Origin of the sequence: Marinagarivorans algicola (assembly GCF_001292705.1) — a bacterium.
GTDB lineage: Bacteria > Pseudomonadota > Gammaproteobacteria > Pseudomonadales > Cellvibrionaceae > Marinagarivorans > Marinagarivorans algicola.
The window spans coordinates 17,111-38,691 of record NZ_LGAK01000001.1 but is presented as its reverse complement, the minus strand read 5'-3'; the positions used below and the strand labels follow the sequence as shown (position 1 = coordinate 38,691).

Here is a 21,581-nt window from a genome sequence, read left to right as displayed (position 1 = left end):
TCTTCCCTATCGTTATACAACTTATACCGGTGTACAGCCTCACCTTGGCTTTGTGCATACTCAGGAAGTCGCTATCAAGACCCCATCAAGTGATGCTTGTCGACTCGGTTAAATAATTATGCTGTTAATAATTAAAAGTAAGTCACTATTCGGAGGTAGCGAAATTGGGCACTCATGAATCATTGTCTGGGCCGCTCAAGCCATCCATGGGCGCTATATAAGCACGCTCGACAGTTTACTCCTGTACTGTCTAATCCTTGCTTTCCCTGCAAAGCCCGGCGCTTAGACACCCAGAAAATAATCCATCAATCCCCTATCAGGTGAATTTTTCAGCTTGGCTGAATAGTTACAAAAATAATACCGTACAATACAACGTGTTTTAACAAGCCACCTCACCGTCAACAGACGACAACTGCTGCACGGCCCTTAACAAATCTTCACGGCTATAAGCCTGAGTATCTATTTCTTTGAGTTGCCACAAGACAGCCCAAGCGGTACTCTGGCCAGGTGCAATAGCCCCATATGCACCTTGCTGCTCTATTTCGATATAAGGATTAGCAGGGTCACCATGGGCATAGATTTCAATCTCAGCCTCACCCGGCGCCACGCTCGCCTCAGCGATTTGTGGAAAGCTTTTCTTCAATAGTAAGCCATTACACATATTCGCCAGCCAGCCTTCACTATTGTTTGCAAAAAGTTTTAAGTTTTGCTCAAGCCCAGCAGGTGCATAATGATGCCAAAAACTGTCACCTTGCACCTCTATAGATAAATTAGACTGAACCAAAGGCGTACTTGCTGCTTGATAAAACGTGAGTCCACCCGCTATACGAGTGATTTCCCACGGAGCAAAAGTTACAGTCTGAGCGTTATCAATAGGGTTATACATACGATATTCGATACTGAATCCTTGTATCGCAGGAGTGATCATTTTGGTTAATACAATCTGCGTCAGTGGGCAAGGCTCACTGGTAAATACCCACGTATCATCAGCGGAGCTCACTTGGTATGGCTGGCTATCTAATACCGACGGCGGTGGCCAACCCCAAAAGTCCTGTGGGCTAGGCCAAAACGTAGACCCTACTTGCGGACCCGTGGTAGTAAGACAGTTTTTACCATTCACACTAAACGCGATAATACGAGCACCAAAAGCCGGATCAACCACTAAAGTATAGGGGCCATGCTCGATGGTAATAGGCGCTAATAAAGAGCTTGGCGGTGTTAAATCAGCCACACATACATCCTTCTAATAAAAGCAATTAGATTACACCAAGGCGTGATACAAAAAAAGCGACTCAACGACTCACCCGTATGGCCTTAAGTATTGCATCAACATCGCATTGCCATTACCTATACACATACGTAATCACAGCTTTTTGCCCTTTGGCCTGATCACTTTGTAAATTCACTGTACCTTGAAACACCTTTAAGCGTCGCTGGGCGTCATACACAAGCGCAAGCTCACCAACAAACCAGCGCAAAAAGCGATTACTCGCTTGCACATGTAAACACATGAAAGCTTCGCTATGCGTATTGCAAGCATCTAACGGCTTTCGTATCACACGTAAAGGCAAGCTTCTTAGGTGAGCAATAGAACCAAATTCAAAAAACACTGGCTGACCGTTAACCAAAGCCGACCACTGTGACCGCACAAATGGGTCAAAGCCAGCATCAACCACCAGCAGCGGTGATTTAGCTAACCACTGCGTTTTTAAAGCTTGCGCTCGATCCTTTCGATACACAAATTTTAAGCTGTCATCTACATACATGGAGCGCCTTAGTTCACCCGAGCGATAATCTATTTGCTCCACTGATGGAGCTATACCTTCACGGTCAAAGGGCTGATATGCCAATGTTTTTTTAGCAATGATCGCCTGATCTTTAATACTGTAATATTCGACCCACCACGTCTTTTGCTCGGCAGGGTATTGTGTTGTTATCACTGAATGATATTCGCAATATAGCAACACGCCTTCAAAATTGTGCGCACTCCCCACTATTTTAAGCTGCTTAGGTACATCTACTCGCTTGTTCGCCACAACGTGAGGTTCAACAGAATCAGTGCGCTGAATCATAGAGCCCTGTTTATCCGCTGAACCATGCTGTGCAGGCGTGCCAGCGCGGACGGCAGCCTCATAATCAGGGCATTTCTGCTCGATGGCATCACTGGGAATATTCTCAGCTTGAGCGCACAAAGCAACGCTCCAAAAAGCCACCACAACCACAGTCATACACCACTGACTCACATGCTGATAGAGGCTGTTTTTTGGATCTACCGTATAATATTGCACGGGGTTATATCGCACTAATCGCAGAAGCATTATGGGTCAGTGTCTGGACGCGCTGTGCTTTTTGTGCGGGTAACAAACCCGCCACCCACACCAGCAAAGGCATCACCACCATCCATACCATACCAATCAATACAACGCCAAAGCTTGCGTCAACAAAGGCATAAGTGTCGCTTAAGTGCGCACCCGCAAGATAGCTCAGCGGCGCAAAGATAGCTCCCATCAAGCTTGCCAAGGCAAATCGCTTGTAAAGAAAGGCAAAGCTACCATGAAGCGATATTGCAAAGCCCGCCCAAATAGTCATTAGCCACAAAGGGGGTAGGTGTCCAACCAGTGCTGAGTCCCAAATAGGTAAAAGTAATTTAAAGCTCTCAACACCACCACCAATCACAAGACAGGCAATAATTAATAGAAATTCATTCTTCCAGTTAAAATGCTTTTTTAAGGCGCGATCCATTAACAAGAAATGTAAAAAGATAATGGGCACACATAAAGCCAAGGCAGAGCCATTGCCTGCTAACACCGCAATAAGCCATATTGCCTGAAAACTTAAAAAATTTGCTACTAGAAACCACGCAGGCATTTTATTCACTTTGATCACCTCTTTTTATTTAAAAGAACGCTGTACTCCAAAGAATCAGTGGCTTTAGGCCTAGGATAAAGAACCTGTAATTATTGAGCAAAATAAAAACACCATGCTACAAGGTAGCTAAGCGAGATATAACATCGGATCACAAGGTCTAGACCCACAAAATCACGGATGGCTTGAAGGCCCAGTGAATCATTCGTGAGTGACCACCTTCAGTACCTCTAAGTTTCAAAGCAATATAATAAGTATCAAAGCAATATTAAAAAGAAGGCAGCTCTTTACAGCGTGGCTTCGCTAATAATATCTGCGAGGTACTAATAACGCGCTCTCTGAAACCGCCTTCACAATAACACAGGTAAAAATCCCACATGCGAATAAATACATCATCAAAGCCTTGCGCCTTCACTGCATCTAGCTTACTCATAAAAGATGCTTTCCAGTGCTCTAACGTTTTCGCGTAATGCATAGTGATATCATCAAGCCCTACGATTTGCATGTCGGTGTCTTTGCGCACATGCTGCGCAATAACTTCATTAGAGGGCAGGCAGCCACCAGGAAAGATATAGCGCTGAATAAAATCAACGTTATCGCGCTCAGTATGGTAGCGCTGGTCGGCAATAGTGATCGCCTGAATCAACATTTTACCATCGTCCTTTAACAATCTAGAGCACTGCTTAAAGTATTCACTGTAGTATTGATAACCTACGGCCTCAATCATTTCTATCGATAGTAATTTATCAAACTGCCCGGTGATATCGCGATAGTCGCATAGCTGAATATCAACTTTTTCTTGTAAGCCTTCACGCGCCACCCACGCTTTGGCATATTCATACTGCTCTTGGGAGATAGTGACAGAAGTCACTCTACAGCCAGTCGATTGCGCAGCATAGATTGCCATGCCGCCCCATCCGGTTCCAATTTCTAATAGATGATCATCCTCACTCAAGCCCAGACGCTTGCAAATATGCTGCATTTTATAAGTAGAAGCTTCAAGTAAGGTGGCTGTTTTTGATGGATAAATAGCCGATGAATACAGCATTGTTTCATCTAAAAATAGCTTAAAAAAGTCATTACCCAAATCATAATGTGCCGATATATTCTCGCGTGCCTTATCTTTTGAGTTGGCATTCATTTTATGAAGAATATTAGCGATGAGCTTAAAGGCAAAATTCCATTTAGAGTCCATACCTATCACTACATCCATATTCATAACAAAAATACGAATAACCTGCGTTAAATCAGGCGAGCGCCAAGCGCCTGCCATGTAAGCTTCGCCGGAACCAATCGTACCATTGAGCATCACTTTACGGTAAGCACTACGATGCTCGACAAAAATATGCCCCACAACACTAGCCGTCTGCGCATCTTCACCAAAACTATAAACCTCGCCGTCATCTTCGATCGTCAGATGGCCGATAGTCATTTTTTGCAGGGCATTTAATACAATTTTTTTAGCAACGCCGTCTAAAAAATTTTCTTTTATCTTAGAGTCTAACTTTTTATCGACAATATCAATAGACTTCATGGTGCACTCCGGCATAATCAACGGCTTTGCATTGCCTGCAGTTCAATATATTAAATTAATACTTGCAATACATTATTTAGTATGGGGGTAAAAAGGTGTACGCTTTAACAAAAGCTTTAAAGCCTGCCAATAGATCGCACACATCACTTTTACGGTCATCAAAGGGTATAGGATTAATATTTTATTTAAGCTTGCAGCCGTAATGGCTTTTTCCTCTAGCACCAAGGTGGCATCCAGCACCTTGTATTCATCGGGCTCACTGGTGCCATGGTTTATTACAGAAGGTACCTCTGAGTCGCAGCCCTTGGCAACACCATGCGACTGCCAGTTCTCCAAATGAACCGATAAATGTGAGCTTGGCACATTACTAAACCACTGATAACGCATGGCCATAGGGTTAAATGGCGAAACATGTAGACTCTTCTCAAAAGAGATACTTAGGGCATGCTCACCATCGACCGGTAATACATACGCATGGCGCTCATTCCATGGCGTATTATTCACTTCAGCTACAATGGTTTCTAGCGTTTCACCACTTTCGTCAAAACAATAATAAATTGTAATGGGGTTAATAATAAAACCAAAATAACGCAAGTTCGCCAACATGCGTATTGGCCCACTGGGCCTTTGCCCACGGTGTAACTGCACGTGACTGCGCACAGCCTCATCCAATGATTGACGACTATCACCCAAAAAGTCATCGCGCTTAAACCTAGCCAAAGCAAAGCGTGCACGCGACCATAAAGGCGATAGCGCCAAGACATCATCTAATTCAGCTAAATCTAAATACATCATAAACACGTGATACTTAAAAGCATTGTGCGTCGGGTTAAAGCGCCTATGGCGCACCCATCCTTGATAAATTTTACTCTTTAGCGCTTTAACCTTGTTCATTATAAGTATCTTATGAGTTTATTCATGGTGTGAATATTGTAACGCGCATTGAAAACTGCAGGCTATCTTTGTGCCTCCCCCAAGCGCTCGGTAAAGGGGTCTTGAGTTAAAGTATCACCTTCTAAAAACTGCGCCACACGAGCGGCACTTTTGACGCCATCTTCGTGAAAGCCATTAAACCAATAAGCACCGCAAAACCACGTTTTATTGACCCCATTAACCTCACCCCAGCGCTCTTGTGCAGCTATGGCCGCCTGTGTAAAGACCGGATGGGCATATTCATATTCACCCAATATTGCAGCATCATCTATTTTTTCACGTGCATTTAATGTGACGCAAAATTCTACAGGCGCATCAAGACACTGAAGGATATTCATATTATAAGTCAATACTGGTGGCTTTTGAGCGTCATCACCTAATTGGTAATTCCAGCTACTCCAAGCCAGTTTATGCTTGGGCAATAAACGCTGATCAGTGTGCAATACTACACTGTTGGGCCGGTAATGTATGGCACCTAATACCTCCTGCTCTGACGCGCTAGCATCACTCAATAGTGCCAGCGCCTCATCGCTATGGCAGGCAAAAACAACTTCGTCAAAGCACTCTCGCTGACCGTCGACGATAAGCTCGACACCTTTTAAGGTCCGCGATATCTGTGTAATCTGGCTACCAAGTCTAATGCGCTCTTTGTAGCCTTGAGTAATCTTGGGGATATAGGCGTGACTTCCGCCTTTAATCACTCGCCATGTAGGTCGTTCGTTCACACTCAGTAAGCCGTGATTATGACAAAAACGTACAAAAAATAGCAGCGGAAAATCAAGCATTTCACCTAATGACGACGACCAAATAGCCGCCCCCATCGGCAGTAAATAAAAATCGCGAAAGGCATCACTATAGCCATGTTGCGACAAGTATTGCCCCAATGTTTGTGTCGCATTGATATCACCAGCTTGAAAATCTCTAACAGCTTCTTTATTGAAGCGTAAAATATCGCGAATCATTCGCCAATGCTTAATCGAGAAAAAATTGCGCCGCTGACAAAACAGCGTATTAATATTTTCACCGGCGTATTCATAACCACTGGCGCTATCACTCACGCTAAAACCCATAGTAGTCGCTTGCGTGTCAACACCCAGCTGTTTTAACAATCGAATAAAGTTAGGGTAAGTCCAATCATTATAAACAATAAACCCCGTATCAATCGCATAACGATTATTTTGCACCTCTACCGTTTTTGTCGCGGTATGCCCACCTAAGCGACTGGCTTTTTCGAAGACTGTAATATCGTGATGCTTATGTAGCAAATAAGCGGCCGTTAAACCCGACACCCCGGTCCCTATAATTGCTATTTTTTTAGATGTCATTATTAAACCCTTATTAGACCTGTGAACCTACGATTGCATTATTGTAACTATTAAAAAGTACCGAGTAAGAGATACCGAGATTGAGTAAGAAGTACCGAGATTGGGCACTAGCGAATCATTGGCTGGACCGCTCAAGTCATCTGTTGCTTTATAGGCCTCGACTTTATGCCCATACAAAGTCTAATCTTATACATCCTTATACAGGTGTACTGTGCACCCCTTGCTTTTCCTGCAAAGCCCAGCACTTAAATACTCAGAAAGCAATCCATCAGTACCCTATTAGGTGAAATTCTCAGCTTGGCTGAATAGTTACATTATTGAATGATTAAGCATTAAACCCGTGTAATTTTGGGCCCAACAAAACGCACCCATAAACCATCAAACAGACTTAAAAAACGCAGTGGCCAACTTAATCGACGAGGGAAATCAATCAGTGCTTTACGCCGGTTAACTCCAGTAATAATACGCCTAGCCGCTTGTTCTGGGGTTATCATAAATGGCATAGCAAAATCATTCTCGCTCACCAAAGGCGTTGATACAAAGCCTGGGCGCACCAGTGTCATATCTAATGCATGGCGGCTTAAATCAATACGTGCCGACTTCACAAAATACTCTAATGCCGCTTTAGCTGCGCCATACGCTTGCGCACGCGGAAAAGGTAGTACACTGGATAAGCTACCAATCGCCACAAACTGGCCACGCACTTGGCTGTTTAACAGTAGAGGTTTGGCTAAATGTAGCGTCCTGATAACACCCAAAAAATTAGTCTCAAAAACCCTTTGATATTTATCAGGTTCAAAATCTAGCGTATCCTCGTACTCACAAATTCCCGCGCAAGCAATAACACAGTCAAGGTAATCTGTGATCTCTTGCAAAGCCGCGCGCGTCACAGCCATATCAGATTCGGTGACATCAAAAGGTAATATTTTAACGCGGCAGCCCAGCTCGGCAGCCAGTCTACCTAAAGCCTCTTTATTACGACCGCTGGCAATCACAAAATTACCCGCCTCCACCAATTGCACCACCAACGCTCGACCAATACCCGATGTCGCGCCCGTTACCCAGACACAAGCGCCATTCAAGCCAATTGGTATAGGTTTTTTGGGCCTAGGCGCTTCAAGAATAGAGCGTTTATTTGGCATATCGACTCCCATCTAAACGGGCACTAAAAGCACGGCCTGTGGAGGCTGCGGTACCGGCCAAATGATGATTAATTTTTTGTATTGCCCAACCAATTACTGGAAGATGGCGGTAAACCATTTGTCCCATATCATAATAATCTTCTTGTGCAATGATACGCCCCGCCCCTTCATCGAGAGTCAAAAAGCTCCCCCCGCTCAACGCCAATGCCTTGCCACCCGCTAATTTGGGATTACTATAATGCATAACCCAACGTAGAAAAGCTTGCTCACCCTGCACTACAGTAGCTGTAAATTCGAATTGACTGTCGCTACCGTCGCACACATGCTGAAAATATTGCGTTAAGGCATGTAAACCCTCAACCGCGTGAATGGGGTCTGTAAATCTCACATCGGGATGGTAAATCTCGGCAAGACGGCCGATGGCCTCTGTATCAAAGGCTGTATACAACGCTTTGCATTTATCGATAATTTCGTGATTATTTACCATCTTGCCATCCATAATATTACACTGAATAATGGGGTACTCATAATGTTGTACTCACAATAAAACCAGATGCTTACAAGCCTTGTTACGACAAACCACTACCCTTGGATGAGCACAATCAATGGTTGACATACTGGATTGATCGTAACTCTTTAAACATCAGTCATACAGACATGAGGCACTACCTAGCCCTGCGCGCTCTTTAAGCGCTCAGCACTAATAATGCCAAAAACATCTATCGATACCTGACAGATCTTAATACCCGATCGAACGAGGCTCATCCGCTTGACTAGATAAGTACAATTATCGCGCCAACTGATCCAAGCCTTAAGCATTACCGTAAAAGCTAACAACTAACATCCACTAGCACTCACAACATTGCGGAACCGCTATGGCAAACCCCACACCTCTTACCACAGTAAAGCCCGGTGAGCAGCGCACAGATACTTGGAGCGAGCTTCTCGGGCGCGTCGGCGAAGCGCAGGATCAACATGCCTTTAAGCAACTATTTGATCACTTTGCCCCTCTGATAAAAGGCTTTTGCTTGAACAATACCAATCAAAGTTTTGGGAATGACGCCGCCGAAGAAATTGTGCAAGAGGTTATGCTAAAAGTGTGGCAAAAAGCTCCAAGTTACGACCCTAGTAAAGCGGCAGCCTCCACTTGGATATACACCGTAATGCGCAATGCGCGTATCGATATGATGCGCCGTAATAAACGGCACCAAATCGACAACAGCCCCATTGAAGTCGATGATCTATGGGATGAAGACAGCACCACAGGCCCCGTCGTGCAGTTTCAACGCTTGCGCGACGAGGAAGTCGTGCAAGCTTCATTTAAAATATTGCCCAACGAGCAACGCCAAGCACTAACAGAGGTGTATATGAAGGGTAAATCTCACAGCGAAGTCGCCAGTGAAACAGGTTTGCCACTTGGTACTGTCAAATCACGTGTGCGCATGGGCTTACAGAAGCTTCAGGCGCATATCGCTGGCACCGCTCACGCAAAGGTACAAGCATGAATCATACAGCCTCTGGCCGCTCATCCTCCGGCCGCCCAACACTATCTAACACAAGCTCTTCACCAGCGATTATTAATCATCACCCCGATGCTAATATGCTCGTTGAATATGCCAGCGGCAGCCTTCCGTGGGGCCTCAGTATTGCAGTATCAGCTCACTTGCAATTATGTCAGCACTGCCAGCAACAGCACGCCAAACTGAGTGCACTCGGAGGGTCATGCCTCAATGATGCGCCTAAAGAAGCGGTAAATGATGACGCCTTTAGCCGGCTGTTAAGCAATATCGACAAAGCGAGCACTCCAGCAGAAGACAAAGTTATTGAACACTGTCAGCAAACTGCCGCACAAACACTCGTTAATGCGAAAAGGGCTGGTATCAATGCCGAGCACTTACCACGGGTAGTTAAAAAGCTTTTACCACCACAATTGCGCTGGCAAAAAATTTCTAATGCACTTAAAAGTGCACGCCTAATAACTGGTCAAGGTAAGCACGAGGTGGCTTTTCATAAGATAAGTAAAGGGGGCAAAGTTGTTGAGCATGACCACCGCGGTCTAGAGGTCACTTTAGTCCTCGAGGGCAGCTTTTCAGATGAGGAAGGCATTTATTGCCCAGGCGATTTTCTCGTAAGAGAGCCAGGCCAAGTTCATAGGCCTACCGCAAGCCAGAACCAAGACTGCCTATGCCTTTCAGTGTGCGAGGCGCCAGTTAAAGTAACCGGGCTATTAGGCACTTTGCTCAACCCGTTTTTAAGTATTCAACCAGCGTAAGTATACGGTACCATTGACTTTCAATGGTACCGATATTCGATAACCACTAGAGATCACACAGCACAAAAGCCTCAAAGAAAACAGCACCATAAAATGCTGGGAGCATCCTAAGATAACCGCGCTAAGATAACTAACTAAAAATACCAAATGTGGGTAGCAATGAGTTATTGAGCCGTCATTCAAGCCAGCCATAGCGCTATGGCTAAATAAGACCCATAATCGTCAAGGCTTGATGAGCTATTAAGCCTACCATTAAAGCGCTACTCTAATAGCACACCAACGATAAACCATATCTTGAATAAGCACCAAGCTTATAGGTTTTCCAAAACTTCTTCATAAGTCCATACTTCCCAGCCGCCAGGAAATCCCACTTTATCTTTATCACTTAGCACAATGGCTCTTCGCAGTCTTGGCCATGCTAACAGCGCATAGCCTTTTTCGGCCAAACAATAAATATCTGCTGGCTCAAATTGCTTTAATACTGTAATTAACGGCTGCCATTTACGCGGGAAATGATAGCTTAGTTGACTCCATGAGAATTTAATAGTTTGCGAAGCGATCATGCCTAAGCCTTGCTCTTCAATATAAGCTCGACGCCATTCCCAATAGCGCTGAGCATAGGCGTGTAACAATACCGCCTCGCTCATGATTGCCACCTTTGCAGTGCCATCTAAACAACAAATACACGTTGGGCCGTTTAAATCAAATAAGCTGGCATCACGCACTAAACCGGGCGAATTTTTGGGTAGCGGCCAACGGCAATGATTACACTTTTCGACTGTTTCATTCCCCCCAACGGCAAAAAATTTAAGTTTTTCGCCGGGCATCCAATAACCATACTCCACATCTGGAAAATACTCTGTCGCATGCCACTTAACATAACGGGCAAAATCAAAATCGGCTCGTAGCTCACTCTGCTCGGCCGACGATAGCGAACGGTAGTTTTGATACCCTGTCATGACCAAACAATGATGACATACTTCAAAAGCGCGCTGATGCTGCCACGGCTCAGCAGCCTGGACTCGGTTAGCCACCCATACTGTACGATCAACCCCACTCAAGGCATTGCAACAAGGTTTTAAGTGCACTTGATAATAAAAACTATCTCGTCGCTGCTTATTGGCAATTTCTGGTACTTTGGCAGCAAACACAAAGACCGGTACGCCTTTATAGCGCCAACCTGCTGAGCAAGACTCTAAACTACTTAACGATGTCTCGAAGCCTTTTGATAACTCTGTATCAATCAAACACGTTATTGCGGGTGCAAGGGCGCTTTTAGAATCCCACTCAGACTGAAAAGCACTTTCCACGCTTTGCGTTTGCCCGAGTACTGAAGGGTCGCGGAAAATACTCAACGCATTGTCGTTTAACTGCTTAAAATAGTGCGCCCATTTAGCCAAATTACACTACTCCTCCAAAATCGACCGTATACGCGAGTCCGAATTTGTTACCACCCTAAATACAACTCGCTTAGAGCGCTCAACATCCTCATTACCTACAGCATCAGGAACAGGGCGAGACGAAGAGTAGCCAACAGCCGCAACATTTTTGAGTATCCATGTACGATATGACTCAACCGAATCTAAGAAATAAAGATACTCCAATACTGAGCCTGCACGGCGCTGTGATAACGATAAATTTTTGAAGTAACTATCGCTTGCATTGTACTTATCGCTCCAACTTGAGCTGGTATGCCCCTCGATATGCACACCATTTATCGAATCTTGATACGGAGACAAAACAGCCATATAACGCGGGAAGAACTTATTTAACACTGCACGATAATTTTCTGTGATTTCTACATCGCCAGTCGCAAACATCGCATCCGAACCTTGAAAAGTAATCTCAAGCTTCTCTTTATCAAGGTAAGCACCCCAGCGCTTAAAATCTTTTTCAAATTCGCGGTTTAACGATTCGTAAATCGCTAGTTGATTTTCCATATAAGAGCGAGCAATTTTACGGACTTTCTCGCGCTCTGTATTCGCAGCGTTCATCATAAACATTGCAACACACAAAAAGACCATCATCAGGCCGGCCATTAAATCAGACACGCTAATCCACTCAGAGCCAGAGTCATCGGCATCCGCTTTGGTGGAAAACTCAATCATTATGAGACCTCTCTTGACCGCTCAAGCACACGCTGCATCTGATTAATTAACTGCTGATAATCACGGGTAAACTGACCGCTAATCGTAGCAAGCGCCTGCCCCATAGAGCTCATAATTTCATCAACCTCTCCCTCCATGCGTCGACCAATCATTGCTTGCTGCTCAGAGACATTAAGCTCCATCTTAGCAAAGCTCGAGTGAATAATATCAGTCAACGAGTGCACTAGCTCTTGATGAACTCTAATTTGGCGATCAGAAATTTCACCCACCGAAGAATGATAGGCAGATACGCCTTTTTCGATAAAGCCCTGCATAATATCAGTATCGACATTAGACACCGACTCAAACGCTTGTGCAACCTGCCCGATATGATCCCCTAAGTTTTTACTGTGCTCCGATAGCGCAATTAAAGAGCTCTTAACGGTCTCTTCTGCAAAAAAGGTAAGATCAGAAATATTGGCATTAAATAATTCAACTTTATTATTGATTTCGGGGATAAAGTCAACCACCTGCATACTGCGGTCGCTATAATCGAGCAATTTTTCGTTCAATTCAGAAAACTGTGCATTAGAGCGGTGTACCAGCTCAAACAAGTTTTCCATTTTAGAAAAGTAATCGCCAAAATTTTCATTCAAATGATTCAGTCGCTCAGCCATATCGACCATTTCTCTGGCATTAGAGTGGCTGAGTGCAACCATTGCGCTGGCATTTTCATCAAGATCTTTAAAGCTGGTAACAAAGCCGGCTAACGAAACCTCTACGGACTTGAAGCTATCGCTAAAATCCAGTAATCCCTCACCAAATTGCTGATCAATTTTCTTATTAAACTCTGTAACAACTTCTCGCAGCTCTCCTACAATCGAATCGCTCAAGGTGGCAGTAAAGCGCTGCTGCTGCTCTTGGCTATGCTTGACAACCGCTTCAATCGCACCGAGTGCATTAATCACATCGATCGGTTTTACTACCTCTTCACGGATATCAGTCGGGTATCTAAAATAGCGCGTAATGACTTTGACAACTAAAGAGAGCGCAATACCAAAAACGCTCGTAATAAAAGCGGTTTTTAACCCTTCTAGTAAGTTAAATATACTGACATCTAGCTCATTGATATTAAAGTGAAGTAATCCAATAATAATCCCCACAAAGGTACCCAAAATACCCAGAGAGGTTAAAAGAGCCGGTGCATTTTCAACAAATAAGACGCACCGATTAAACAGCCTCAAAATCACTGTAATGAAGAACACGGCGCACATAAACCACAAAAAAAACTCAGTCGTTTCACCCGCGCTGACGCTCACAAGTACAGAATATATAAAACCGGAAATCATTAGACTCTTCTACACATAGATGAGGGACTTAATGAAATATGTAAGCCCCCGAAACAAGAAAGGCCGCAGTAAATCTGCAGCCAATAAAAAGACGTGCTTCAAGTTAACACTTAGGTTGTTTCATTCAGTAGCTCTTCTTCCTCATCACGTGTCTCATCAAGGAGATCCATACCCGAAGCGACAGGCGGTAATGCATTAACCATCTCTTCGCTTAAAGTATGTGATGAACTCAACTTAGACTTAAATTCATTATAGCGATCTTGCTTACCCTGCTCGCCAGTTACCATATCAATGGTACCTCTAAACTTACCGCCATCCGCCAACTTGATTCTAGGAGCAATCAAATTACCTTGCACGCGAGCCGTTTTGCAAATTTCAATAAGGTCATCAGCAAAAACATCGCCTTGTAATGTCCCGTTAACCAATACTGTTTGAGCGTGGATGTTCGCTGATACAAGACCGCCACGGCCGATAGATAAGTTCTGGCCACCCATCGATACGGTACCATCAACAACGCCTTCAACGTGCAGATCTTCGGCACCGATCAACTCGCCTCGAAATTGGATATTTTTACCAATATAAGACGACGATCCCGAACCATCGGCTTTCATACCACTTAAAAATGATTTGCTCTTACTTTCTTGATTTTCTTTGGGCTCTAACGGATTTGTCATAAAACAGCACTCTACAACTAAGGAAAATTAATAAAAATACGCCAATCCTTAGCTACTCACTTAAATGCTACAAATTCCCGCTGTGCATTTCAAAACCCCGCCTAAACGAGCTCTACAACCTGTAAATATACAACACATTTCATTAACACGATATATACTTATCGATTTTATCACTGTTAAAAATCACTCGGATTAATCAACATGACTATAAGCTAATCTCTACAACACCCTAGTACTAGGCATGGCAAAGCCTATACTTAACACTGCAAGGTTAATATTCATTAGTAAATAAATATCTTCAATTATTTGCATTAGCCTGACATAACACCATGACAATTAGAAAACAGTAGGTGCATCAAAAGGGCCACTCAAAAAAACCAATTTTTAAAACCCAAAAAACTAATACAAAACAACTAAAAAAACAAAACTAAAACCAATAATAAAAACTTATAAAAATTAATACCTAAAGAAAAACGAGTATTATCCTTGGCGTTCCATAAAAATCCGCAAGTTTAAGAGTGAAAAAATAAAATCGCCCCCAAACCGAAATAAGCCTTAAGTATTAATTCATATTTAAACCAGCAACTTATTCATTAAAAATAATAGTCATGATTTATCACAGCGCTCTTCTCTTTATTGGCATTACTTATTAAAGTGTCTTATAAGCCATTATCTTACGCTAAAAGACAATTCCGCTAAAGCCCCAAAACAAGCCGTTAATCAATGATAAATAAAATACATAGGAATTAAAGGTGGCTTCACTTAACAAGAAAGCCACAAGCTACAACATCGCCTCGATCATCCCTAAGCTAAGCCCGTCCTCAGCCTGGCGAACGCTCAAAAAATAAACATTCTGCAGTATCTTATTCATCTTATACCCCGTAAAATTCATTCAAAAGGGTTACCACCGCACAGCGCTACAATAAATAAGGTGACAACCTCCCGTTTTAAATCTAAGTCAGCCCTAAGCATCAGCACATGGGTGTCAATATCTCCAATATCAACAATTAGGCACCTAGGATGTACATTATTACCATCACGTCTTACTCGATTCGCTGTTAACAGCCGCCTAACAACCTTACACCTGTGGATGTGATCAATAGGTGTATAACTTACCTAAGCGACAACACATAAAGATATGACCAATAAAAACAAAGACCGCCCCCAAAAACATAGTAATGACCCCTTACACGGGATAACACTTGAGCAAATACTCACCTCTTTAGAGGCTCGATATGGATGGGAAGAACTCTACAGAAAAGTAAACATTCGCTGCTTCGGGTATGACCCTTCAATCAAGTCAAGCCTTAAATTTTTGCGAAAAACCCCTTGGGCCAGAAGCAAAGTAGAGACACTTTATTGTCGAACTCACAAGCGATAGCGTGCTTAAAGCCTTATAAAATAGTGAAGACTAAAAAGATAGTGATATTCTTATATAAAATCTAATCACACGCACCCACGCTGAAACTGATAACCACATCTATATTCACACACTGTAAATACCTATAAGTGCCCTATTGATGATACTTTCAGCTTGCCCCAAAAGTCGAAGACTTATAACACACACCTCTAACGCATACTCCATACAAAACAATGACAATGACCGATCAAGCCATAAGTTACTGCTCTATTTTAAAAAGAGCCTGGCCGATTATGCTGGCCAATATTGCCCTGCCTTTACTAGGGCTCATTGACACAGCCATTATTGGTCATTTAGGTGGCACGCAAGATTTAGCCGCACTGGCCATAGGTGCGATTGTGATTAATTTTATTTTTTGGAATTTTGGCTTTTTACGCATGAGCACTACGGCACTCAGCGCTCAAGCTTGGGGGCAAGGTAAAGCACTCTCATTACTGCGTATCGGCCTACGCGCCTTAATCATTGCAAGCGCGCTAGCATTATGCATTCTTTGTCTACAAAAACCATTAACGCTATTGGCTATGACTCTTTTGGCTCCTCCCTTAGAGGCCTTAGAGGGCGCGAGTACATATTTGGCCATACGCTTATGGGGTGCACCGATCACATTGATAAATTATGTCATCACGGGCTTATTAATTGGTCTTTCTCGCAGTAAAAGTATTTTAGTGTTACAAATTACTTTAAATAGCTTAAATGCCGTTTTTGATTTGCTACTAGCAGGAGTACTGGGTTTGGGTATTACCGGCATTGCTTACGGCACGGTAATCGCCGAAGTTATCACTGTGTTTATCGGGTTCTATATATTGCATTTAACTTGGAGACAATTAGTCAGCGACAATCCCTCACTCCATAGCGTTAGCCTGCTAAGTACTTGCTGGCAGCAATTACGCGAATCTCAGTTTTGGGTATCGGTACACTTTAAAAAAATACTGCGCAGCAATCGGGATATTTGGATAAGAACCTTTTGCTTACTCTTAAGCTTTATGGGTTTCACCCATTTTAGCGGCCAACTCGGTGCCAATACACTTGCGGCCAACCACCTACTTTTACAGATTATTGCATTTAGTGCATTCTTCTTAGATAGCTTTGCGTATGTGACAGAAGCCGATACCGGTAAAGCGATAGGCCAGCGCTCGCGGCGGTTATTTATACAAGCCACTCAAAAAACCAGTGTTTTAGCCGCGATAACCGCTATTGCATTAGCCGGTATAATCCTAGTATCGGGACCTTGGGTGATTAACCAGCTTACAGCAACTAGTCGTATTAACACGCTCGCCATTGAGCACTTATATTTATGCGCTATTTATATTGCTTTAAGTGCTGGCGCCTTTCAATTAGATGGTATATTTATAGGGGCGAATTACGGTAAAGCACTACGTAACGCATCGATAACCTCGGCATTACTCTTTTTTATTCTATGGTTAAGCTTCTTGCATATTTATGGCTTAATAGGTTTGTGGATTGCTTTTATTAGCTTTATTGTTTTACGCGCACTGTGTCTCAGTGTGTATTGGCCAAACTTACTGAGCACCCATTTTAGCACCAACAAACGCTAAAATAGGCTTAAACCGTAGCCATAGACTAAGCATGACTTAATGTTAGCGCTTGTACGCCCTGCCAGCTTTCACCCGCTAACAGTGTTTTAGGCTTATCGACAATCGCTGCTTCTATGCATAGCATATTCAAGTATTCATCGTTGTCCATATCCTTTAGATCCATAGCACCCTGTGCACCGGGGTTCCATACCACCACATCAGTAAAACCGGTTTTACTGATGTGCTTAATGACTGGACCATCCGTTAATTTTAAACTGTCGGGCGCATCAAAATATACGCGATCAAAGGCACCGGCTAATTGTAAGGGCTCACTATTAGCAACATACCTATGACTTAACTCGGTTCCATTATCCCAATAAGTGGTGCCTTCAAAACTGCGAATATTCACCGCAGTATAATCACTAACGGCAAAATACGTATGTAGTGCGCCACTGAAATCAAAGCGTTGGTCGCCGGTATTAGCAACCCCTAGCGTCATGGTTAATTGTGTGGGTGTTAAATGCACTGTGAGTGTTAATTCGAAAGCATGCGGCCATAGCGCACGTGTTTGCTCATTATCGCTTAATGTAAAAACAGCCTCGGTTTGGTCATTATTGATACCACTTAAGCGCCACTCAATATTGCGGGCAAAGCCATGTTTGGCGCCACTACCAAAGGCTGCAAACTGCGGAAAGCAAACCGGCACCCCACCGCGAATTGCTTTACCTGGTACAAACTCACTGCCCTTAGCAACAAATATTTGCTCACCCAACTCGGGCGAAGGTATCCATGAGGTAATATGCGCACCTTGATGGTAAATGGTGGCCGTAGCGCCAAAGGGGGTTTTAAGGGTAGTTTTATTCATGCTAGAACCTTTTTAGTAGCAGATTTTTTAGATCGCGATTCACAAGCCCCGCCATGAGACGCTTATGGATGATTGACTGGGCCGTTCAAGTCATCAAAGCGGAGACTACTCGCGACGCCTATTTTTTTGATCTCTTGCAAAAAAATCCAACAGCGCTCTCTCAAGCCCAACCAATAAGCCAGACTCAATAGCATCGCACACTGTTATGGGAGGTAGCGTTGTAACGCTTCTTCACATTGGGTTTTTCCTAATGCAATAATATGTGCGGCGCGATCAAACTCTAAAGTACCGCAGGCATTGCGGGCAATTTCAATTAAAATATCTGGTGGGTAAACAGCCAATTTTTGTCGTGCAATACTACTTTGCATTGCATCAAAAGCCTGATTGGCAATGTCATAGGCACTCCATTTTTGAGTAATTACCTGTTGATCAAACACCGGAAGCTTAGCTAAAAATTGATCGATACTTGTGCGTAAAATAGAGGGTAGAGAATCACTGGCTTCTATTTTTTCATTATTATCGACTGCTGTATTCGGCCCTGCATCTAAAGGGCCACCCAAATTAACAGCAATAATAAGATCCGTTGTATCACTAAAAGCTGGGGCAATAGGCACAGGGTTTAGCACGCCCCCATCAATGAGATAGGAATTTTTATAAGGGACTGGTGTAAAAAATAACGGCAATGAAATAGAAGCTCGAATAGCTTCAAATAAACTCCCTGAATTAAGCCATACTTCTTTTTCTTGACTAACATCAGCCGCTACAGCAGTAAAGGTTATAGGTAAATCCTCGATGCGCTGATCACCTACAATATCAATCAGTTTATTAATGATTTTGTCACCTTTAACCAAACCATCGCGCCCCCAAGACATATCTAACAGCCTGAGTACATCCATCCGAGTTAAGGCGCGAATCCATTGTTCAAATTCATCAAGCTTACCCGCAGCATAAATACCCCCAACCATCGCGCCCATTGAGCAACCAGAGATTGAGCGAATATCGTAGCCCCTGGCTTCCAAAATACGAATAACACCAATATGCGCGAGGCCGCGCGCGCCCCCACTGCCTAACACTAACGAGACTGTTTTACTCATATCACTACCGTCAGAACTATGATTTAGAAAACGACCCGTATAAACATAAGCCACTGAGTCCATTGTATAATCGATAGGTTAAAACACGATAAAGCACAGACTTCAAAACGCCTTGCGCTATATTTTATTTTTTATGCTTAGATCTCTGGGTGGGCCTTGCTTTCGTTGTACTCGCTTTCGTTGGGCTAGTTTTAAATCCCCCTGCTTTGGGGCCAGCAGCCTTGCCTCGGTAAGCGGTATTCTTTTTAATATTGGCCCTTGAGCTACCCGCTTTATGCGCTACACCTTTATGGCCGGCCGCTCTACGAGGGCGACTACGCTGCAAGACTTCTTCAGGGACTAAAGCATGTTCACCACTACCTATCAAGTCTTCTCGGCCCATCTCTTTAAAAGAGGCGCGCAGCAAGGGCCATGTTTTTTCATCATGGAAACGCAATAAAGCTTTTTGAAAGCGTCGCTGCTTTAAATTGCGCGGCGTATGCACTTTACCACTTTTATAACTCACCTTACTCAATGGGTCTTTTTCGGAATAGTACATCGCCGTCGCTAATGACATAGGCGAAGGATAAAAAGTTTGTACTTGATCGAGTCGGTATTTATTCTTTTTTACCCAAAAAGCTAAATTAATCATATCCTCATCTTCACTGCCTGGGTGGGCGGCAATAAAGTAGGGAATAAGGTATTGTTTTTTGCCGGCCGCTTTTGAGTACTTATCAAATAATATTTTAAAGTCATCAAAGGTACGAATACTCGGTTTCATCATTTTATTGAGTGGGCCTTCCTCTGTATGCTCAGGAGCAATTTTTAAGTAACCACCCACATGATGGGTTACCAGCTCTTTAACATATTCAGGATCTTCTAAGGCTAGGTCATAGCGTAAGCCCGAAGCAATGGCGACTTTTTTAACACCTGGTATTGCTCGTGCTTTACGATACAACTGGGTTGTTGGCGAGTGATCGGTCACAAGGTTTTTACAAATCGTGGGGAATACGCAGCTTAACCGGCGGCAATTGGCGTGTATTTGTGGGCTTTTACAATTGAGCATATACATATTAGCTGTTGGGCCGCCCAAATCAGAAATAGTCCCGGTAAAGCCTGGTGTTTTATCGCGTATTTGTTCGATTTCGTTAAGAATCGACTCTTCTGATCGACTTTGAATCACCCGGCCTTCATGTTCGGTAATCGAGCAAAAAGAGCAGCCCCCAAAACACCCGCGCATGATATTCACAGACGTCTTAATCATTTCGTAAGCAGGGATCGTCGCATCGCCGTAACTTGGGTGCGGTACGCGCGCAAAGGGTAAACCAAACACCGAATCCATTTCGTCGGTTTCAAGCGGGATCGGTGGCGGGTTAACCCACACTTCGCGATTGCCATGCTTTTGCACAATAGTCCTAGCATTTTGCGGATTAGATTCTAAATGCAATACGCGCGACGCGTGCGAGTACAACACGCGATCGCCGCGCACTTTTTCGAACGACGGTATACGAATCACAGTTGTATCTTTATCAAGCTGGTGTTGGCGATGCATAGGCATAGGAATAATCCGTATGGCCTCTTCCGGTACGTCGTCGGGCTCTTGCATGGCCACATCGGTATAAAAGTCGCCGCCATCAGCAGCTAATGCAGGGATATCACCACCGCTATTGGCATTGGTTTTACACTCACTGCTACCCATTTCTTTGACTTCGTAGGGGTTGGCAATAATGTCAATATTTTTGGCCCAGTCAACACGCGACGAATCAATAACAGTCCAGCCCTCGGGCACGGCTTTTTTCACCACGGTTGTACCGCGAATATCATGCAGGTCTTCAATTTTTTTACCGTTGGCAAGCTCGGTCGCCACGGTGATAATGGCCCGCTCGGCATTACCGTACAACAAGATATCAGCGCCAGAGTCTACCAAGGTCGAGCGGCGCACTTCATCACTCCAGTAGTCATATTGCGCAATACGGCGCAAACTCGCCTCAATACCCCCGATCACAATGGGCACATCTTTATAGGCTTCGCGGCAGCGCTGGGCGTACACGGTAACGGCGCGATCCGGGCGCTTACCACCTTCATTATTCGGGGTATAGGCATCATCGTTACGCATTTTTAAATCGGCAGTGTAACGATTGATCATCGAATCCATGTTACCGGCGCTTACCCCAAAAAAAAGATTGGGTTTACCGAGCACTTTAAAGGCATCGGCACTTTGCCAGTTGGGCTGCGCGATCATACCCACCCTAAAACCTTGAAATTCTAATAAACGGCCAATAACAGCGCCACCAAAACTGGGGTGATCGACGTAGGCATCGCCATTGACAATAATAATGTCGCAGCTATCCCAGCCTAAATCGTCCATTTCTTTACGGCTCATGGGCAAAAACGGCGCAGAGCCATAGCATTCGGCCCAATACTTGGGGTAAGAGCACAAATGTTGTGCGGTTTTGATCGGGTCTGGAGTGTATTGCTTAGCGTTAGACATAAATAAATAGCGGCTT

At 43.9% G+C, this 21,581-nt stretch carries 19 protein-coding genes; 4 read left to right on the top strand and 15 right to left on the bottom strand.

What is annotated here, in order from left to right; genetic code table 11:
• Window positions 1–379: 379 nt before the first annotated feature.
• The 8 genes from AC438_RS00170 to AC438_RS00135 all read right to left on the bottom strand — a co-directional run bounded on the left by AC438_RS00170 (window position 380) and on the right by AC438_RS00135 (window position 8,286).
• Complete coding sequence (locus AC438_RS00170) at window positions 380–1,231, bottom strand: hypothetical protein (RefSeq protein ID WP_053979255.1); 852 nt, start codon at window positions 1,229–1,231, stop codon at window positions 380–382.
• Between the two features lie 112 nt (window positions 1,232–1,343).
• Entirely contained in the window at window positions 1,344–2,288 is a 945-nt protein-coding gene (locus AC438_RS00165) for a hypothetical protein (RefSeq protein ID WP_156316948.1), read from the bottom strand.
• Between the two features lie 4 nt (window positions 2,289–2,292).
• A complete protein-coding gene (locus AC438_RS00160; protein WP_238376292.1) occupies window positions 2,293–2,868 on the bottom strand; it encodes a DUF2878 domain-containing protein in 576 nt (191 codons plus the stop codon).
• Between the two features lie 265 nt (window positions 2,869–3,133).
• Window positions 3,134–4,399: an SAM-dependent methyltransferase gene (locus tag AC438_RS00155; RefSeq protein ID WP_053979433.1), complete on the bottom strand. Its 1,266-nt coding sequence runs from the start codon at window positions 4,397–4,399 to the stop codon at window positions 3,134–3,136.
• A gap of 72 nt (window positions 4,400–4,471) precedes the next feature.
• Window positions 4,472–5,293: a DUF1365 domain-containing protein gene (locus tag AC438_RS00150; RefSeq protein ID WP_053979252.1), complete on the bottom strand. Its 822-nt coding sequence runs from the start codon at window positions 5,291–5,293 to the stop codon at window positions 4,472–4,474.
• A gap of 62 nt (window positions 5,294–5,355) precedes the next feature.
• Window positions 5,356–6,657, bottom strand: coding sequence for an NAD(P)/FAD-dependent oxidoreductase (locus AC438_RS00145; protein ID WP_053979251.1), 1,302 nt, complete (start codon window positions 6,655–6,657; stop codon window positions 5,356–5,358).
• Window positions 6,658–6,989: 332 nt separating this feature from the next.
• On the bottom strand, window positions 6,990–7,799 hold the full coding sequence (locus tag AC438_RS00140; protein ID WP_082353790.1) for an SDR family NAD(P)-dependent oxidoreductase: 810 nt from the start codon (window positions 7,797–7,799) through the stop codon (window positions 6,990–6,992).
• Window positions 7,789–8,286 (bottom strand): nuclear transport factor 2 family protein, encoded by a 498-nt coding sequence (locus AC438_RS00135; RefSeq protein WP_053979250.1) that lies wholly within the window; start codon window positions 8,284–8,286, stop codon window positions 7,789–7,791. Before AC438_RS00135 ends, AC438_RS00140 begins: the two co-directional genes overlap by 11 nt.
• A 388-nt stretch (window positions 8,287–8,674) precedes the next feature.
• Between AC438_RS00135 and AC438_RS00130 the strand changes: the two genes are divergently transcribed.
• Entirely contained in the window at window positions 8,675–9,304 is a 630-nt protein-coding gene (locus tag AC438_RS00130; RefSeq protein ID WP_053979249.1) for a sigma-70 family RNA polymerase sigma factor, read from the top strand.
• Entirely contained in the window at window positions 9,301–10,071 is a 771-nt protein-coding gene (locus AC438_RS00125) for a ChrR family anti-sigma-E factor (protein WP_053979248.1), read from the top strand. The genes AC438_RS00130 and AC438_RS00125 overlap by 4 nt, the downstream gene beginning before the upstream one ends.
• 311 nt (window positions 10,072–10,382) lie before the next feature.
• Here the strand turns inward: AC438_RS00125 and AC438_RS00120 are convergent, their stop codons facing one another.
• The 4 genes from AC438_RS00120 to AC438_RS00105 all read right to left on the bottom strand — a co-directional run bounded on the left by AC438_RS00120 (window position 10,383) and on the right by AC438_RS00105 (window position 14,181).
• Complete coding sequence (locus AC438_RS00120; RefSeq protein WP_053979247.1) at window positions 10,383–11,471, bottom strand: hypothetical protein; 1,089 nt, start codon at window positions 11,469–11,471, stop codon at window positions 10,383–10,385.
• 6 nt (window positions 11,472–11,477) lie between these two features.
• Window positions 11,478–12,179, bottom strand: a complete 702-nt coding sequence (locus AC438_RS00115; protein WP_053979246.1) for an OmpA/MotB family protein — start codon at window positions 12,177–12,179, stop codon at window positions 11,478–11,480.
• The gene (locus AC438_RS00110; protein ID WP_053979245.1) at window positions 12,179–13,507 is read right to left on the bottom strand and encodes a MotA/TolQ/ExbB proton channel family protein; all 1,329 of its coding nucleotides are present in this window, start codon (window positions 13,505–13,507) and stop codon (window positions 12,179–12,181) included. Before AC438_RS00110 ends, AC438_RS00115 begins: the two co-directional genes overlap by 1 nt.
• Before the next feature lie 110 nt (window positions 13,508–13,617).
• Window positions 13,618–14,181, bottom strand: a complete 564-nt coding sequence (locus tag AC438_RS00105; RefSeq protein WP_053979244.1) for a bactofilin family protein — start codon at window positions 14,179–14,181, stop codon at window positions 13,618–13,620.
• Window positions 14,182–15,319: 1,138 nt separating this feature from the next.
• Here AC438_RS00105 and AC438_RS16445 point away from each other — a divergent pair.
• Both AC438_RS16445 and AC438_RS00100 read left to right on the top strand, forming a co-directional pair.
• A complete protein-coding gene (locus AC438_RS16445) occupies window positions 15,320–15,562 on the top strand; it encodes a VF530 family protein (RefSeq protein ID WP_082353785.1) in 243 nt (80 codons plus the stop codon).
• 218 nt (window positions 15,563–15,780) lie between these two features.
• Window positions 15,781–17,157, top strand: coding sequence for an MATE family efflux transporter (locus tag AC438_RS00100; RefSeq protein ID WP_053979243.1), 1,377 nt, complete (start codon window positions 15,781–15,783; stop codon window positions 17,155–17,157).
• A gap of 25 nt (window positions 17,158–17,182) precedes the next feature.
• On the opposite strand, the gene AC438_RS00095 is transcribed toward AC438_RS00100, so the two are convergent.
• The 3 genes from AC438_RS00095 to AC438_RS00085 form a co-directional block, all read right to left on the bottom strand.
• Window positions 17,183–18,001, bottom strand: a complete 819-nt coding sequence (locus AC438_RS00095; protein ID WP_053979242.1) for a D-hexose-6-phosphate mutarotase — start codon at window positions 17,999–18,001, stop codon at window positions 17,183–17,185.
• A gap of 203 nt (window positions 18,002–18,204) precedes the next feature.
• Window positions 18,205–19,095: a patatin-like phospholipase family protein gene (locus AC438_RS00090; RefSeq protein WP_053979431.1), complete on the bottom strand. Its 891-nt coding sequence runs from the start codon at window positions 19,093–19,095 to the stop codon at window positions 18,205–18,207.
• A gap of 124 nt (window positions 19,096–19,219) precedes the next feature.
• The gene (locus AC438_RS00085) at window positions 19,220–21,565 is read right to left on the bottom strand and encodes a YgiQ family radical SAM protein (RefSeq protein WP_053979241.1); all 2,346 of its coding nucleotides are present in this window, start codon (window positions 21,563–21,565) and stop codon (window positions 19,220–19,222) included.
• Between the last annotated feature and the right edge of the window lie 16 nt (window positions 21,566–21,581).

Bases quoted from the DNA above. Each gene is read 5' to 3' on its own strand.
- AC438_RS00160 (WP_238376292.1), bottom strand. From the start codon at position 2,868: ATGCCTGCGTGGTTTCTAGTAGCAAATTTTTTAAGTTTTCAGGCAATA.
- AC438_RS00155 (WP_053979433.1), bottom strand. From the start codon at position 4,399: ATGAAGTCTATTGATATTGTCGATAAAAAGTTAGACTCTAAGATAAAA.
- AC438_RS00150 (WP_053979252.1), bottom strand. From the start codon at position 5,293: ATGAACAAGGTTAAAGCGCTAAAGAGTAAAATTTATCAAGGATGGGTG.
- AC438_RS00145 (WP_053979251.1), bottom strand. From the start codon at position 6,657: ATGACATCTAAAAAAATAGCAATTATAGGGACCGGGGTGTCGGGTTTA.
- AC438_RS00140 (WP_082353790.1), bottom strand. From the start codon at position 7,799: ATGCCAAATAAACGCTCTATTCTTGAAGCGCCTAGGCCCAAAAAACCT.
- AC438_RS00135 (WP_053979250.1), bottom strand. From the start codon at position 8,286: ATGGTAAATAATCACGAAATTATCGATAAATGCAAAGCGTTGTATACA.
- AC438_RS00130 (WP_053979249.1), top strand. From the start codon at position 8,675: ATGGCAAACCCCACACCTCTTACCACAGTAAAGCCCGGTGAGCAGCGC.
- AC438_RS00125 (WP_053979248.1), top strand. From the start codon at position 9,301: ATGAATCATACAGCCTCTGGCCGCTCATCCTCCGGCCGCCCAACACTA.
- AC438_RS00115 (WP_053979246.1), bottom strand. From the start codon at position 12,179: ATGATTGAGTTTTCCACCAAAGCGGATGCCGATGACTCTGGCTCTGAG.
- AC438_RS00110 (WP_053979245.1), bottom strand. From the start codon at position 13,507: ATGATTTCCGGTTTTATATATTCTGTACTTGTGAGCGTCAGCGCGGGT.
- AC438_RS00105 (WP_053979244.1), bottom strand. From the start codon at position 14,181: ATGACAAATCCGTTAGAGCCCAAAGAAAATCAAGAAAGTAAGAGCAAA.
- AC438_RS16445 (WP_082353785.1), top strand. From the start codon at position 15,320: ATGACCAATAAAAACAAAGACCGCCCCCAAAAACATAGTAATGACCCC.
- AC438_RS00100 (WP_053979243.1), top strand. From the start codon at position 15,781: ATGACCGATCAAGCCATAAGTTACTGCTCTATTTTAAAAAGAGCCTGG.
- AC438_RS00095 (WP_053979242.1), bottom strand. From the start codon at position 18,001: ATGAATAAAACTACCCTTAAAACCCCCTTTGGCGCTACGGCCACCATT.
- AC438_RS00090 (WP_053979431.1), bottom strand. From the start codon at position 19,095: ATGAGTAAAACAGTCTCGTTAGTGTTAGGCAGTGGGGGCGCGCGCGGC.
- AC438_RS00085 (WP_053979241.1), bottom strand. From the start codon at position 21,565: ATGTCTAACGCTAAGCAATACACTCCAGACCCGATCAAAACCGCACAA.